The organism is Micromonospora sp. HB375 (assembly GCF_017872985.1).
Classification (GTDB): Bacteria; Actinomycetota; Actinomycetes; order Mycobacteriales; family Micromonosporaceae; genus Micromonospora; species Micromonospora chalcea.
In genome coordinates this window covers 6,652,647-6,667,279 of sequence record NZ_JAGGJO010000001.1, presented here as the reverse complement: position 1 = coordinate 6,667,279, position 14,633 = coordinate 6,652,647, and the positions used below count along the sequence as shown (strand labels likewise).

Sequence of the window (14,633 nt, the reverse complement as noted above, 5' to 3'; positions counted from 1 at the left end):
CCGTCGCTTCGTCTGGGATCAGTTCCCCGGTCGTCCTGGTCGGCCGTTACCCGGTCCGCCCGGGCCACCTGGTCGGTCCGGCGTCGCGGTGCCGCCCTGGTCCGAGTCGCCCTTGCCGGAGCTGACCTCGATCATGACGACGCCGCCCTTGATGGTGCGCCCGTTCGGGCTGGTGCCGGCCGCGGTGCCCGCCGGGCAGTCCGACGCCACCTTGTTGCTGGAGACCACCGGCTCGAAGCCGGCGCCCTTGAGCCGGGACTTCGCGCTCTCGATGGACGCGCACTTTACATCCGGGATGGACCGCTGGTCACCCAGGACGATCTTGCCGCTGGGCGGGGTGAAGTTCTTCCGGTCCTTGCCCTTCATGGCGTCCCGCAGCGTCTCGTAGACCGCCGGGTTGATGCCGGTGGGCACGTCGTGGCCCATCTTCTGGTTGGTCTGCGGCCAGTCCGGGTCGGCCATGATGCCAGCCACCGCGTACTGCTTGGTCATGGCGACCAGCGAGGAGGTCTTCTCCGAGTCGGTGGTGCCGGACTTGCCGGCCACCGGCGCGTCGACGATGTTGCGGACGTTGCCGGCGGTGGCGGTGCCGCACTTCGTGGTCGAGGAGCGGTCACCCACCGGGCAGCGGGCGGCGTCCACGGCGGCCCGGGCCACCTCGGTGCTGACCCGCTGCTCGCAGCGCGGGTTCGCGACGTCGAGCTTCTCGCCCTCCGGGCCGCGGATCTCCTGCACCGGGATCGGCTCGCAGTACTTGCCGTCGGCGCCGAGCGTCGCGTACGCGTTCGCCAGCTCCAGCGGGGTGGTCTGCGAGACGCCGAGGCTGAACGCGCCCCACTGGTGCGGGTTGGCGGCAAGTTGCGCGTCGCTCGACGAGCGGAACGAGATGCCGAGCTTCTGCGCCGCCTTCACCACGTTCTCCGCGCCGACCCGCTGCTGCAGGTCGATGAAGAACGTGTTGACCGAGAAGCCGAAGCCGCTCCACATGTTGTGCATGCCGGCCATCGAGGCGTTGGCGTTCTTCGGGCAGTACTTGTTGGTGCCCGGGCAGGCGGCCGGCGAGTTGAACTCGACCGGGTAGTTCGACTTGAACACCGGCTGCGCGTTGATCGGGTAGCTGAGCGGGTAGCCCTTCTCCAGCGCGGCCACCAGCGTGAAGATCTTGAAGGTCGAGCCCGCCTGGTAGCCGGCGATGCCGGGGCCACCGGTGATCAGCGGGTTCACCGTGTTGGGGTAGTTGCCCCGGATCTTCTTCTTGGCCTTCGCCGGGTCGCTGGAGATCTTGTTCTGCGGGTCGTCCGGGTCGTCGAGCTTGAAGTTGCGGTTGACGGCGACGGCGCGTACCCGGCCGGTGCCGGGCTCGACGGCGGCCACCATCCGGGCCGCCTTGCTGCTCTCGCCCAGGTTCTTGCGGACGGCCTTGTCAGCGGCCTTCTGCGCCTGCACGTCGAGCGTGGAGATGATGGTGTAGCCGCCGCTCTTGAGCCGCCGCTCACGGTCGTACGAGGTGGCGCCGAACGTCTCCTGCTGCAGCCACCAGCGGTAGAGGTAGTCGCAGAAGAAGCCCCAGGAGCGGGTGGTGGTCTGGGTGCAGCCGTTCGGGGTGCGCTTGCCCTTGACGACGAGCTTGATCTTCTTGGCGGCGTCCGCCTCCTGCTGGGTGATCGCCCCGATCTGCACCATGTTGTCGATGACGTAGTCGCGCCGGCCGACCGCCTCGGGGTAGCCCGCGGGGGTGGTCGGGTCGAACGCGGTGGGCGCCTTCACCATGCCGGCGAGCATGGCCGACTCCTGGATGTCCAGCTTGCTCGGCGGCTTGTTGAAGTAGACCTGGCTGGCCGCCCAGATGCCGTACGCGCCGTTGCCGAACGCGGCGATGTTCAGGTAGCGCTCCAGGATCTCGTCCTTGGAGAGCTCCTTGTCGATCTGCAGCGCCAGGCTCATCTCGCGCAGCTTGCGGGCGCTGGTGTCCTCGGTGGCGGCGACCACGTCGGCCGGGTGGGTGGCCGAGTAGGAGATGGCCAGCCGGACGTACTGCATGGTCAGCGTCGACGCGCCCTGCCGGGAGGAGCCGGCGGCCTGGTTGTTGACGAACGCCCGTGCCACACCGTTGAGGTCCACGCCGTTGTGCTTGTAGAAGTCGTGGTCCTCGGCCGCGATGATGGACTTCTGCATGTGCGGCGAGATGTCCTTGAGCTTGACGTCCTTGCGGTTCTCGTCGTACATCGTGGCCAGCACGGTCTTGCCGTCGGACGCGAGCAGTTTGGTCATCTGCGGCGACCGGGCGACTGTGAGCTCCTTGGGCAGCGCGCCGAATGTCTCCGAGCCGGCCTTCGCGGCCAGTCCGGTCATCGCCACCGCGGGGAAGGCCGCCGCAGCGACCACCACTCCGGCCAACAGGCCGCAGATCAGCAGCGATGCGGCGTTGGTCAGCACGTTGTGGTCACGTTTCCGCATCCAGGTCACCTCGACAGGGTACGCGAGCAGGGATCGGCGGGCGCGCGGGGAACTTTCCCCATTTCCTGCATGCGCCGGCCTCGTTGTGCTAAACGCACGAGCCCTGGTCCTGGGTTGCGTGAGATCCGGCGGAAGTCTCTCTGAAACCCGGGAGGGGCGCAGCGTTTTCACGTACCCGGGCGGGGTAGACGCCGGGCGAAAGCCCGGGAAGCCGGGAGTGTCCGGAATGATGGATTTCGCCGACAACGTTGCGTAATCGGGCGACTACACAGCATGATGGTGGCGGCGAAGGCAGCCGTGCGTCGTTCGTGCCGCCCTGGGGAGGCCGGCGCGGACGACCGGGGGGAGTTCGAGGGCTGCTCGCACGAAGTCGGTAGGTACTGCAAGGGGGGACGTGTACAGATGGGCATGATCACTGACTGGCCGTCACTGGCGGCATGTCAGAACGGAGACCCGGACGCGTTGTTCGTACAGGGCGCCGAACAGAACGTGGCGAAGAGGATCTGCCGGAGCTGCCCAGTTCGGTACGAGTGCCTGGCCGACGCGCTCGACAACCGGATCGAGTTCGGTGTGTGGGGTGGCATGACCGAACGCGAGCGCCGGGCGTTGCTGCGCCGTCACCCGCAGGTGACCAGCTGGCGCAAGATGTTCGAGGCGGCCATGAAGAAGAACGCCAAGGAGAAGGCCGGCAAGGACAAGGTCCTGGTGACCACTGCCACCTGACCGCCAGGTCAGCTCCGGCTGATCGCCTCGCCGATCGTCCGCAGCCCGTCGACGTCGTGCACGTCGGCGGGCTGCGCGGCCACCGACACCGCCGGCACCGCCGGGAACGCCTCGGTGAACCGGGCCGCCACCTGCTCCTCGCGTACCGCCTGCTGGGCCAGCGCGGCATGCGCGCGCAGCACCTCGACGGTGCCCTCGTGCCCGCCCGCCGCGGCCAGCCGCTCCGCGGCGGCCAGGCTCTCCGCCGCGGACAGGGCCGCCGCCGGCCGGTGCACCCGGTTGAGCACCAGCCCGGCCAGCGGCATCTGCTCTTCCCGCAGGCGACCCGCGAAGTAGGCGGCCTCCCGGACCGCGTCCGGCTCCGGGGCCGCGACCAGCAGGAACGCCGTCTCCCGGGCCTGCAGGATCCGGTACGTCTGCTCGGCCCGCTGCCGGAACCCGCCGAACATCGAGTCGAGGGCGGCGACGAAGCCGGACAGGTCGGTGAGCAGTTGGGCGCCGAGCACCTTCTGCACCACCTTGGAGAACATCCCGAAGCTCGCCGTCACCAGGTTGAACATGCTGCGTCCGCCGGTGCGCGCCGGGGCCAGCAGCAGCCGCAGCATGCGGCCGTCGAGGAATCGGGACAGGCGGGCCGGAGCGTCCAGGAAGTCGAGCGCGGACCGAGACGGCGGCGTGTCCACCACGATCAGGTCCCACTCGCCCCGGGCGTGCAACTGGCCCAGCTTCTCCATCGCCATGTACTCCTGCGTGCCGGCGAAGGTGGAACTCATGGCCTGGTAGAACGGGTTGGCGAAGATCTCCGCGGCCTTCGCCGGGTCGGTGTGCTGGAGCACCACGTCGTCGAACGTGCGCTTCATGTCCAGCATCATGGCGTGCAGCTCGCCGCCGCTGGCCTCGACGTCGATGCCCTTGACCTGGCGGGGTGTGTTGTCCAGCTCGGTCAGGCCGAGCGACTGCGCCAGCCGGCGGGCCGGGTCGATGGTGAGCACCACGGTCCGGCGGCCGTGCCGCTCGGCCGCGCGCAGCGCCAGCGCCGCGGCGGTGGTCGTCTTGCCCACGCCGCCCGCCCCGCAGCAGACCACGATCCGTACACCGTCGTCGGCGAGGATCTGGTCGACGTCAAGCGGAGGCGCCGCGTCTTCGGAAGGCACCAATCGAGCGTATCGGTCCCGAGGGGCACTCTGCTCCGTGCCGGTCGCAGGTGTGAGTCAATCCGCCCGGACGAGGGTCTCGGCGAGCGCCTCCAACCCGGCCCGGTCGACTCCTCCGGGCAGCAGCGGCAGTTCGATCATGGGCAGGCCCAGCTCCACCAGGTCGCCCCGGAGCGAGTCCTCCAGCTCTCGGCGTACCTGCTGGTCGTGGGCCTCCTCGACGAGCCCGGCCACGGTCGGGCCGTCGGTCGGCAGGCCGGCGGCGGCCAGCCCGCGCTCCAGCTCGGCCGCGGTCACGGCCCGGCCGGCCGGCACCGGCGGGCGGACGCCGTTGACGATCACCCGGCCGACCGGGAAGCCGAGCTGGGTCAGCTCGGCGACTGCGTCCAGCGTCTCCTGGACCGGCATCTCCTCCAGCAGCGTGACCACGTGCACGGCTGTCATCGGCGACCGGAGCAGCGCGGAGACGCCCTCGCTCTGGGTCTTGATCGGGCCGACCTTGGCCAGCCGGGCGGTCTCCGCTGTCACGTTCAGGAAGCGGCCGATGCGCCCGGTCGGCGGCGCGTCCAGCACGACCGCGTCGTACGTCCGGCGCGAGCCGCTGGTCCGGGTGGTCGCCTCCTTGACCTTGCCGGTGAGCAGCACGTCGCGCAGGCCCGGCGCGATCGTGGTGGCGAAGTCGATCGCGCCGAGCTTGCGCAGAGCCCGGCCGGCCGCGCCGAGCTTGTAGAACATGTCCAGGTATTCCAGGAGCGCCGCCTCGGCGTCGACCGCCAGCGCCCGCACCTCACCGCCGCCGGGCGCGTCGGCGAGGTGCCGCTCCTCGTACGGCAGCGGGTCGGTGCCGAAGAGCTGGGCGATGCCCTGCCGGCCCTCCACCTCGACCAGCAGGGTGCGCCGGCCCCCGGCGGCCAGGCCGAGGGCCAGCGCGGCGGCCACGCTCGTCTTGCCTGTGCCGCCCTTGCCGGTCACCACGTGCAGGCGGGCCGGCCATCTGCCGGCGGACTCGGCCGGCTGCTCACTCGCTGCCACCCGTCGAGCCTAACCAGCCGGCCGGATCAGCCGACCTCGCAGACCCACCAACCCGTCTTCCGCACCACTGTGAAGCGCAGGGACTGCTCGGCGACCTTCTCGTCGGCGGTGGTCATGGTCACCCGGGCGGAGACGGTGGCCCGGTCGCCGGTCTCGTTGTCGACGGTCGGGTTGCTCCAGCGGAACCGGGGGTTCTGGTACTGCTCGGCGTACTTGCGCACCTCGGCGACCTTGGCGGCGATCTTCTCGTCGTCCCGGGCCGCCGAGCAGACGAACGTGGCCGCCTTCTCGGCGTCCCGCTCCTGGTAGACGGCCTTGAGGAAGCCGTCCACCGCGATCTGCGGTTCCTTCGCTCCCTGGCCGTTCTCGGCGTCGCGCAGGACCAGGAACGCGGCAGTGCCCCCACCGCCGCAGAGCAGGACCGCGGCGGCCAGCACCAGCGAGGCGATGAGCAGCGCCGGTCGCTTGCGTGGTGGGCCGCCGGGCGGGCCGGGCGGATACGCCGGTGGCCCGGCGGCGGGAACGGCGCCCGGCGGTGTGCCGCCGCCGGGCGGTGATTGTGGGTGCGGGTCGCCGGGCGTGCCGGTGTCGCCACCGGCGGGCGGTTGGGTCATCTGTCTCCCCCGGGTTGCGGCTCCCGTCGCCGCCCCAGGCGACGGGCACGGGTCGAGGTGGTCGGGCGCGCGTCCGCGCGTGCCCAGTCCGGAAGGGTAGCGGTCGGCGGGGCGCTTGCCAGCCCCGCGTACGCACCGGCGGGAGGCGAGTTCGCGGTCGCGTTCCGGACCAGGCTTGTGTCACATATGTGACTGGTTGTGACGAAGCGTGCGCGTCCCGTTGCCGGGACTGGCCGGAGGTCCTACGTTCGTCCCGACACGGAGAGCCGGACCCGCCGGACGGTGCCGAGGCGGATGGCGGTGTCAGTGAGCAGGTACGACGCCCGGAGGCGACGCATGCGCGACGCGGAGAACACCCCCCGAGCCCAGTTCCCCGGCGACCGGTCCGGCCGGCCCGGCGAGGCCGACGTGCCCGCCTCGTTCAACGAGCGGTCGTACCGCCTTCCGGTCGAGGTGGTCCGGACGCCGTCCCGCCCCGGCGCGAAGGGGCGGGACGAGGACGAGCCCGGCTACGTCATCCACCTGCCGGTACGGGTGGCCGACCTCGCCGCGGCCACCGCGCTCGCCGGCACCGTGGCCACCTCGCTGAGCTTCCTGGTGGAGCTGGACGCGGGCGAGACCACCGTCTCCACCGCCGACGACCAGAACAACAGGCACCGGGTCTTCTGCGATCTGCTGCTGCCCGACCGCAGCCGGTGCCCGCAGCGCTTCGAGCACGAGGGCCCGTGCGGCGAGCCGCCCTCCGCGCCGGAGCCGCGTCCCGCGTCCCGTTGACGACGGCGGACCGTAGGCTGTGCCTGACCGAAGTCCAAGTCAGGCAAGGGAGCCCTCCTCCGATGCAGAAGTGGGAATACGCCACGGTGCCGCTGCTGGTCCACGCGACCAAGCAGATCCTCGACAACTGGGGCGAGGACGGCTGGGAACTGGTCTCGGTGGTGCCCGGCCCGAACCCGGAGCAGCTCGTCGCGTACCTGAAGCGCCCGAAGGGCTGACCGGCATGAGCAACGGACCCCACGCGAAGCTCGCCGAACTCGGCCTCGCACTGCCCGAGGTGGTGCCGCCGGTGGCCAGCTACGTGCCGGCCGTCCAGTCCGGGCAGCACGTCTACGTCTCCGGCCAGCTGCCGATGGCCGAGGGCAAGCTGCTCGCCACCGGCAAGGTCGGCAACGGCGTCTCCGCCGAGCAGGCGAAGGACCTGGCGCAGCGGTGCGCGCTGAACGCGCTGGCCGCGATCGACGCGCTGGTCGGGCTGGAGAACGTGGTGAAGGTCGTGAAGCTGACCGGCTTCGTGGCCAGCGCGCCCGGTTTCACCGGCCAGCCCGGTGTGATCAACGGTGCCTCGGATTTGTTCGGCGCCGTGTTCGGCGAGGCCGGCCGCCACGCCCGCAGCGCGGTGGGCGTGGCCGAACTCCCCCTCGACGCCCCGGTAGAGGTAGAGGTCATCGTCGAGGTCGTCTGACCCGCCCCGCCGAGCCCGCGATCTTGCGGTTACCGCCCTGGCAGAAGCCCCAGACGGGGACAAACCAGCGGCGGGAACTGCAAGATCGCGGGGAGTGGCCGGGGGAGTCGTACGATCGCTGCCATGGGTGGGCGTGTGACCGGGGCCGCTGGGGCGCTTGCAGATGGGCTGCCGGGGTGGGTGACGCTGTTGCGCGCGCCCAATCCGGGGCCGATGACGCTCGACGGGACCAACACGTGGGTGCTGCGGGCCGGGCCGGACGCGCCGGCCCTGGTGGTCGACCCGGGCCCCGCCGACGAGGGGCACCTCGCCGCGATCGCGGCCCAGGGGCCGATCGGCGCGGTGCTGATCACGCACGGGCACCCCGACCACACCGAGGGCGCGCCCCGGCTGCGTGAGCTGCTCGACGGCGTACCCGTGCTCGCCGCCGACCCGGCCCACACCGCCGGCGGTGACCCGCTCACCGCCGACACGCGCCTCGACCTGGGGCTCGGCCTGCGGCTGCTGCCCACCCCCGGGCACACCGCCGACTCGGTCTGCCTCCTCGCCGAGCACGACGGCGATCGGGTGGTGCTGACCGGCGACACGATCCTCGGGCGGGGCACCACCGTGGTGGCCCACCCCGACGGGCACCTCGGCGACTATTTGTCGAGCCTGGAACTGCTCTCCACGTACCGGGAGGTCCCGGTGCTCCCGGGCCACGGCCCGGCGCTCGCCGACTGCGGCGCGGCGGCCGACTTCTACCTGGCCCACCGGCGGGCCCGGCTGGACCAGGTGCGCGCCGCCGTGGCCGCGGGCGCCACCACCGCGCCCGAGGTGGTCGCCGTGGTCTACGCCGACGTCGACAGGTCGCTGTGGTGGGCCGCCGAGTGGTCCGTCCGCGCCCAGCTCGAACACCTCGGAGTGGAGCAGCCGTGACCTGCCCGGTGTGCGGGACGGTAGCGGTACCCGGGGCGCGGTTCTGTCACAACTGCGGCGCGGCGCTGCCGGCCGCCGCCACGCTGCCCGCCGCCGAACGCCGCGTGGTGACAGTGCTCTTCGGTGACCTGTCCGACTTCACCTCCTGGTCGGAGGACCTGGACCCGGAACGGGTCGGCGCGGTCACCGACCGGGTGCTCGCCGCCCTCGCGGGCGCGGTCAAGACGTTCGGCGGCCACGTCGACAAGCTCACCGGCGACGGGATCATGGCGGTCTTCGGCGCGCCGGTCGCCCACGAGGACGACGCCGAGCGGGCGGTCCGCGCGGCGCTGTCCATGCAGCGCGCGGTGCGGCGGGTGCTCGACGACGAGCGGGGCGGCGGCGCGCCGCTGGGCCTGCGCGTCGGCCTCAACACCGGGGACGTGATCGCGGGCATCCAGGCGGCGATCGAGTACACGGTCATCGGCGACACGGTGAACACCGCCGCGCGGCTCGCCGACGCCGCCGCGGTCGGCGCGGTCTACGCCGGGGCGCGCACCTCCGCCGCCACCCGGCACGTCGCCTCCTGGCGGGCGCTGCGCCCGCTGCGGCTCAAGGGCAAGCGGGAGCCGGTCGAGGCGTACGAGCTGCTGGGCCTGCTGGACGCGCCCGGCACCCGGTCCGGTCTCGGCGACGAGGCGCCGTTCGTGGGCCGGGAGACCGAGATCGGACGGGTCGCCGGCCGGCTCGCCGAGGTGATCGACCGGGGCGAGCCCCGGGTGCTGCTGATGACCGCCGAGGCGGGCATCGGCAAGTCCCGGTTCGCGGCCGAGGTGGAACGCCTCGCCGCCGGATACGACGTCGGCGCCGGCCGGTACGCCGCGCACACCGGCGCCCGGGTGCTGTCGGTGCGGTGCGCCGCGTTCGGCGAGCGCCGCCGCCTGGCCCCGCTGGCCGACCTGGTCCGTGCCGCCGTCGGCCTGCCCGGCGACGCGGCCACCGCCGTCACCCGCCCGGCCGTCGAGGAGCGGCTGCGCCGCCTCGGCCAGCGCCTGTCCCGGCTCCCCGGCGACCCGCCACCGATCGCCGTGGACCAGCTCCTGGCCCTGCTCGGGTACGCCGAACTGCCGCCCGCCACGGAGAACGGTGAGTGGAACGCGGCCGGGCCGCCACCGGACGACGAAGCCGTGCCGACCGCTGTCGCGGACCTGCTCACCGCGCTCGCCGTGGAGGCGCCGCTGGTGATCGTGGTGGACGACCTGCACGACGCCACGGCCGAGACGCTCAAGGCGTTGGCGCTGACCCTCAACCGGCTCAGCGGGCCGGTGCTCGTGCTGCTGCTCGGCCGTCCCGAGCTGGTACGGACCGCCGGCGCGCTGACCCGGGTCGCGGACGCCGAGGTGCACGCGCTGCCGCCGCTGCGCGGCGCGGACGCCTCCCGGCTGCTCACCAGCTACCTCGCCGGTGGCCGCATGCCCCAGGCCGACACGGACCGGCTGCTCGCCACCGCCCAGGGCAACCCGTTCTACCTGGCCGAACTCGTAACGCTGCTGATGGAGCGCGGCGCGCTGACCGCCGGGCCGGGCCGCGGCGCGGACGTCGGCTGGCGTCTCGCGCCCGGCTCGCTCGGCAGCCGGCTGCTCTCCCGGGACCTGGCCGCGGTGCTCGCGGCGCGTATCGACGCGCTGCCGCCGGATGCCCGCTCGGCGCTGCGCGACGCCGCGGTGGTGGGCGACACAGTGCCCGCCGGTGCGCTGGAGGCGCTGCGCGAGCAGCGGCTCGGGCAGGACGGCCGGCCCGCCGCGGTGGCCGCCGTCGAGCTGGACCGGGCCGTGGAGGAGCTGCTGCAACGCCGCATGCTGCACCGCACCCGCACCGGGTTCGCCTTCGCCACCCCGCTCATGCGGGAGGCCGCGTACGCCGGGGTGAGCAAGGCCGAGCTGGCCGAACGGCACGCGGCGCTGGCCCGCTGGGCCGCGCCGGAGAGCGTGGACGGGACGGGCGGCGCCCCGGCGGGCGCCTTCACCGAGGCCGCCCGGGACGACTTCGTCGCCGAGCACGTCGAGCGGGCCACAGCGCTCGCCGACGCGGTCAAGCTGCGCCCGGACGCGCCGGCCCGGGCGGTCACCCCGCTGGGCGTGGCCGCGCTGGGCCGGGCCGCCCGCCGGTCACTGCGGTCGGGGGAGCCGGCTCTCGCGGTCGAGTACGCCGAACGCGCGGCCGAGCTGGCCCGCGACGGTGTACCGCCGGCCGACCGGGTGACGCACGCCCGGGCGCTGCTCCAGATCGGCCGCCCGGCCGACGCGCTCGCGTTCGCCGAGAAGATCGCCGCGAACACCGGTGACCCGGCCACCCGGACCGCCGCGCTGCTGCTGGCCGGGCAGGCCCAGCAGACGCTGGGTGACGCCGAGCGGGCCGAGCGCAGCTGGCAGGAGGCGTTGCAGGTGGCCACCGACGCCGACCTGCCCACCATGCGGGCGTCGGCGATGCGGCGGCTCGGCATGGCCGACTTCATCGCCGGCCGGCTCGGGCAGGCGAGCAGCCGGCTGGCCGCGTCTTATCAGGTCAGCCTGGCCGCCCGGGATCCGCGCGGGCAGGCCTGGTCGTTGCAGAACCTGGCCTGGGTGACCACCACCCGGGGCGACTTCGCCGGCACCGACGCGGTGCTCGGGCGGGCCGCCCGGCTCTTCGCCGAGCTGAAGGACCCGTACGGGCGGGCCTGGCTGCGCGGCACCACCGCGTTCGCCCGGCTGCTCGCCGGACGGCTGCGGGAGGCGTGCCGGATGGCGCGGGTGTTCCTGCCGTTCGGGGAGCGGGTCGGCGAGGCGTGGGCGGTCGGCACGCTGCGCGCGGTTGAGGCGTACGCCACCGCCGAGCTGGGCGACCTGGCCGAGGCGGACCGGGCGGCGCGGCGCGCGTACCGGGACTTCGCCGAGGTGGGCGACGACTGGGGACAGGGCTTCGCGCTCGTGGTGCGCGGGGTGGTGGCGCGCGGGCTGGGCGAGCCGGAACACGCGGCCGACCTGTTCACCGACGCGCTCGAGTACGCCGACCGCACCACCCACCCGCTGCTGACCGGCATGGCCGGGACGCTGCGCGGCTTCGTGGCGCTGGACATGGTCGACCACGAGACCGCCGAGCGGGAGGCACGATCGGTGCTGACCCGGGTGGAGCCGCACAACCCGCAGGCCCCGGCCCAGGTCGCGCCCCGGGTGCTGCTCGCCATGGCCCGCCTCGCGGCCGGTGACCCGGGCACCGCCGTGGGGCTGCTCGCCCCGGTCGCCACCGGCGCGGCGAACGCGCCCTCGCTGCTGTTCTCCCGGCGGCAGACGATGGCCCGGTACGCCGCCGCGCTGCTCGCCCACGGCCAGCGCGAACAGGCGCTCGACTGGGCGCAGCGGTCGATCACGGCGCCGGCCGAGGACGTGCGCAGCCAGGTGGTGGCGCGGCTGGTGCTGGCCGAGGCGCTCGACGCGTGCGGCCGCCGGGCCGAGGCGCTGACGAACGCGGAGGAGGCGGTACGCCTCGCGTACGCCACCGAACAGCGCAGTGAGCGGATGGTCGCCGACGCGTTGCGGGTCCGCCTCTCCGGCGGCTGATCGCCCGTGTTCTGACGGTTCCGGGGATGTGTTCGTCGGTGGAGCCGGTTAGCGTGGGCGGCGACAGTCGTGGATCGACTGCCGCCTCCCGGTGCGCGCCTGCGTCACCGGCGGACCACGCTGGGGAGGGACGATGAGGCTGCCGCGCTCGGGCGCCGGCTGGACGATCGCGGTCTTCGGGCTCCTCGCGCTGCTCCTCGGCGCGCTCGGCCTGATCTGGCCGGAGACTCAGCTTCGTCTGCTCGGCTTCGAGGTGCCGGCCGAACGCGCCCCGGGCGACTACACCGGCACGTTCCTCACCGCGTCGTCGATGGCCTCGTTCAACATGGGGGTCTACTACCTGCTCGCCGTCGCCACCGAGTGGCGGCCGTTCTACCGCTTCACGGTCTGGTTCCGCCTGGTCACGTTCACCGTCTTCACCATCGCGGTGCTGTCCGACGTCGCGCCGGACCGGTTCTTCGCGGTCGCCGCGTGGGAGGGGCTGGGCGCGGTCGCGACAGCCGTCGGCCTGTGGTGGGACGCGCGCCGGGCGGGCACCGCCACTGACGACTCCGCGCCGGATCCGGTGCCGGCCACCGACGCGGCCCGCTGAGCGGCCGGACCAGTTGGGTATTTTCGAACCGTGACCGAGACCCCGCCCGGCGCCGTGCGGCTGCCAATCGTGCCCGGTCTGACCGATCTGCAGGTGTTCGCCCGGGGCGGCTACGCCACCATCTACCGGGCCACCCAGATCTCGGTGGGGCGCGAGGTGGCGGTCAAGATCGAGAACCGGACGCTGGACAGCGAACGCGACCAGGCCCGCTTCCTGCGCGAGGCCCGCGCCGCCGGGCGGATGTCGTCGCACCCCCACGTGGTCGACCTCTTCGACGTCGGGGTCACCGTCGACCAGCACCCCTACCTGATCATGGAACTGTGCGACGGCTCGTACGCGGAGCGGATGCGCACCTCGCCGCTGGGCCCGGAGGAGACCCGCGACCTCGGCGTGAAGATCGCCGACGCGCTGGCCCACTCGCACGCGGCGGGCGTGCTGCACCGGGACGTCAAGCCGGCAAACATCCTGCACTCCGAGTTCAACTCGGCGGTGCTCGCCGACTTCGGCCTGGCGGTGCTCGCCGAGTTCCGTGACTCCTCGGTCATGCTGGAGGCGCTCACCCCGGCGTACGCGCCGCCCGAGACGTTCAACCACAGCCCGCCCAGCCCGGCCGTCGACGTCTACTCGCTGTGCGCCACCCTCTACGCGGTGATGTACGGCCGGCCGCCGCGCTGGCACTCGGAACGCAACCCGAGTCTGGTGACCGTGCTGGAGATGTTCCAGCAGCCCATCCCCGGGCTGCCCGGGGTGCCCGGCGAGCTGATCGACGTACTCCGGCTGGGGATGTCGAACGACCCGGGCGCGCGTCCCTCCGCGGTCGAGTTGCGCGGCCTGCTCGCCGGGCTGCCGCTGGACGGCGCCCCGGCCAGCGGCGCGCTCTACGACGGCGCCGAGCGCTACCGCCGTAGCGGCGGCCCGAACCCGCGCCCGCCCGCCGACGACGACCACCCGACCGTGGCGTCGCGGGCCCGCCGCTGGCCCAAGCGCTGGTTCCTCGGCGGCGCCGGGGTGCTCGCGCTGGCGGCGTCGGCCGGTGGCGGCTGGCTGGCCGCCGGTCACACGCCCGCCGCTCCGCCGACCCCGGTGACGAGCGGCGTGGCCGGGGGGCCGGTGCCCGGCTGCGCGTCCGCCGACGTGCGGCTGCCGGCCGGCGCGCGGTGCGCTTCCGAGCTGGAGTGCTTCGGTCCGGTACGGCTGCGCCGCGACCGGGCCGAGGCGAGCCGGGTGCCCTGCGACGGCCAGCACACCTGGGAGACGTACGCCGCGGGTGACCTGCCGGCCGGTCTCGCCGGCGCCAAGCACGACGCGGTGGTCGCCGACCCGGCCGTCGGCAAGGTGTGCAACCCCGACACGTTCCGGGTGGTCAGTGGCGCGGACCCGGCGAACGGATGGAACCTCGAGGTGCTGCCGCCGGAGACCGACGCCGACCGCACCTACCGGTGCCTGGCCGGGCGGGGAGTGAACGCGCTCGCCGGGCCCACGCTCACCGGCCGCTGAGCCCTCGGCTCTGCCGCACCGACCTCGGGTCGAGCGTCTCCAGCGTGTCGGCGTCCACCGCGGTCTGCGTCCGCAGGCCGCGTACCGCCCGCGGGTCCAGCGTCTCGAGCGTGTCCGCGTCGACCGGATGGCCGCCGGGGGCGCGCAGGTTCCGTACCGCCCGGGGGTCGATCGCCTCGAGCGTGTCGGCGTCCACTCCGTACCCGGCCTCGGGCAGCCAGGTCTCGGGCGACGGGGTGTGCCCACCACCGCTGACGGGCTGGCGGGCCGCGGTGATCGTCACCCCGGCGATCATGCCCAGCACGACGCAGACCAGGGCCAGCACGACCGACAGGATGCCGGGCGGGCGCCACACCGCGAGGGCCACCACCGCCGCAACCGTCGCCAGGGACGCGACGACGGCCTTCGCCCGCGCATCGGGCTTCGGGAACGATCTCACCCGACAAGCATGGCCCAGCGCGGCAACCTGTCAACCGGCGGGCCGAGACGGCTTCCCGTCAGTCACGCTCCACTTCGGAGCGGCAGAAGCGTCGATCGAGCAAATCGTTACATCTGTTGGCCGGCTGCCGTATCGCTCCGGGTTGGGAAGCCGCTACCGTGAGCGTCGAT

At 73.4% G+C, this 14,633-nt stretch carries 13 protein-coding genes; 8 read left to right on the top strand and 5 right to left on the bottom strand.

What is annotated here, in order from left to right; all coding sequences use genetic code 11:
* Window positions 1–18: 18 nt before the first annotated feature.
* Entirely contained in the window at window positions 19–2,457 is a 2,439-nt protein-coding gene (locus J3R08_RS29730; protein ID WP_043330857.1) for a transglycosylase domain-containing protein, read from the bottom strand.
* Between the two features lie 402 nt (window positions 2,458–2,859).
* Here J3R08_RS29730 and J3R08_RS29725 point away from each other — a divergent pair, with 402 nt between their 5' ends.
* The gene (locus tag J3R08_RS29725) at window positions 2,860–3,180 is read left to right on the top strand and encodes a WhiB family transcriptional regulator (RefSeq protein WP_043327856.1); all 321 of its coding nucleotides are present in this window, start codon (window positions 2,860–2,862) and stop codon (window positions 3,178–3,180) included.
* Between the two features lie 8 nt (window positions 3,181–3,188).
* On the opposite strand, the gene J3R08_RS29720 is transcribed toward J3R08_RS29725, so the two are convergent.
* Genes J3R08_RS29720 through J3R08_RS29710 form a run of 3 tightly spaced genes read right to left on the bottom strand, consistent with a single transcriptional unit; the run spans window position 3,189 to window position 5,980 of the window.
* Window positions 3,189–4,337, bottom strand: a complete 1,149-nt coding sequence (locus tag J3R08_RS29720) for an ArsA-related P-loop ATPase (protein ID WP_174535410.1) — start codon at window positions 4,335–4,337, stop codon at window positions 3,189–3,191.
* Window positions 4,338–4,391: 54 nt separating this feature from the next.
* Entirely contained in the window at window positions 4,392–5,366 is a 975-nt protein-coding gene (locus J3R08_RS29715; protein ID WP_043327858.1) for an ArsA-related P-loop ATPase, read from the bottom strand.
* A 26-nt stretch (window positions 5,367–5,392) separates the two neighbouring features.
* Window positions 5,393–5,980, bottom strand: a complete 588-nt coding sequence (locus J3R08_RS29710) for a hypothetical protein (protein ID WP_069088218.1) — start codon at window positions 5,978–5,980, stop codon at window positions 5,393–5,395.
* A 336-nt stretch (window positions 5,981–6,316) separates the two neighbouring features.
* Here J3R08_RS29710 and J3R08_RS29705 point away from each other — a divergent pair, with 336 nt between their 5' ends.
* The 7 genes from J3R08_RS29705 to J3R08_RS29675 all read left to right on the top strand — a co-directional run bounded on the left by J3R08_RS29705 (window position 6,317) and on the right by J3R08_RS29675 (window position 14,024).
* Window positions 6,317–6,754 carry a hypothetical protein gene (locus tag J3R08_RS29705; protein ID WP_043327859.1) on the top strand — a complete coding sequence of 146 codons (438 nt, stop codon included), beginning with the start codon at window positions 6,317–6,319 and terminating at the stop codon, window positions 6,752–6,754.
* Between the two features lie 62 nt (window positions 6,755–6,816).
* Complete coding sequence (locus tag J3R08_RS29700; protein ID WP_013289021.1) at window positions 6,817–6,972, top strand: DUF4177 domain-containing protein; 156 nt, start codon at window positions 6,817–6,819, stop codon at window positions 6,970–6,972.
* Between the two features lie 5 nt (window positions 6,973–6,977).
* Window positions 6,978–7,439 (top strand): RidA family protein, encoded by a 462-nt coding sequence (locus tag J3R08_RS29695; RefSeq protein ID WP_043327860.1) that lies wholly within the window; start codon window positions 6,978–6,980, stop codon window positions 7,437–7,439.
* Window positions 7,440–7,562: 123 nt separating this feature from the next.
* Window positions 7,563–8,357, top strand: a complete 795-nt coding sequence (locus tag J3R08_RS29690) for an MBL fold metallo-hydrolase (protein ID WP_209963599.1) — start codon at window positions 7,563–7,565, stop codon at window positions 8,355–8,357.
* Window positions 8,354–11,935, top strand: coding sequence for an adenylate/guanylate cyclase domain-containing protein (locus J3R08_RS29685; protein ID WP_209963594.1), 3,582 nt, complete (start codon window positions 8,354–8,356; stop codon window positions 11,933–11,935). Before J3R08_RS29690 ends, J3R08_RS29685 begins: the two co-directional genes overlap by 4 nt.
* A 133-nt stretch (window positions 11,936–12,068) precedes the next feature.
* On the top strand, window positions 12,069–12,527 hold the full coding sequence (locus J3R08_RS29680) for a hypothetical protein (protein ID WP_043327862.1): 459 nt from the start codon (window positions 12,069–12,071) through the stop codon (window positions 12,525–12,527).
* A 30-nt stretch (window positions 12,528–12,557) separates the two neighbouring features.
* Entirely contained in the window at window positions 12,558–14,024 is a 1,467-nt protein-coding gene (locus tag J3R08_RS29675) for a serine/threonine-protein kinase (RefSeq protein ID WP_209963592.1), read from the top strand.
* On the opposite strand, the gene J3R08_RS29670 is transcribed toward J3R08_RS29675, so the two are convergent.
* The gene (locus J3R08_RS29670; protein ID WP_043327863.1) at window positions 14,011–14,463 is read right to left on the bottom strand and encodes a hypothetical protein; all 453 of its coding nucleotides are present in this window, start codon (window positions 14,461–14,463) and stop codon (window positions 14,011–14,013) included. The two genes, J3R08_RS29675 and J3R08_RS29670, sit on opposite strands and share 14 nt — an antisense overlap.
* Window positions 14,464–14,633: the final 170 nt, after the last annotated feature.

Excerpts from the sequence above, each read along its gene's own strand:
- J3R08_RS29730 (WP_043330857.1), bottom strand. The coding sequence starts at position 2,457 with ATGCGGAAACGTGACCACAACGTGCTGACCAACGCCGCATCGCTGCTG.
- J3R08_RS29725 (WP_043327856.1), top strand. The coding sequence starts at position 2,860 with ATGGGCATGATCACTGACTGGCCGTCACTGGCGGCATGTCAGAACGGA.
- J3R08_RS29710 (WP_069088218.1), bottom strand. The coding sequence starts at position 5,980 with ATGACCCAACCGCCCGCCGGTGGCGACACCGGCACGCCCGGCGACCCG.
- J3R08_RS29705 (WP_043327859.1), top strand. The coding sequence starts at position 6,317 with ATGCGCGACGCGGAGAACACCCCCCGAGCCCAGTTCCCCGGCGACCGG.
- J3R08_RS29700 (WP_013289021.1), top strand. The coding sequence starts at position 6,817 with ATGCAGAAGTGGGAATACGCCACGGTGCCGCTGCTGGTCCACGCGACC.
- J3R08_RS29695 (WP_043327860.1), top strand. The coding sequence starts at position 6,978 with ATGAGCAACGGACCCCACGCGAAGCTCGCCGAACTCGGCCTCGCACTG.
- J3R08_RS29690 (WP_209963599.1), top strand. The coding sequence starts at position 7,563 with ATGGGTGGGCGTGTGACCGGGGCCGCTGGGGCGCTTGCAGATGGGCTG.
- J3R08_RS29680 (WP_043327862.1), top strand. The coding sequence starts at position 12,069 with ATGAGGCTGCCGCGCTCGGGCGCCGGCTGGACGATCGCGGTCTTCGGG.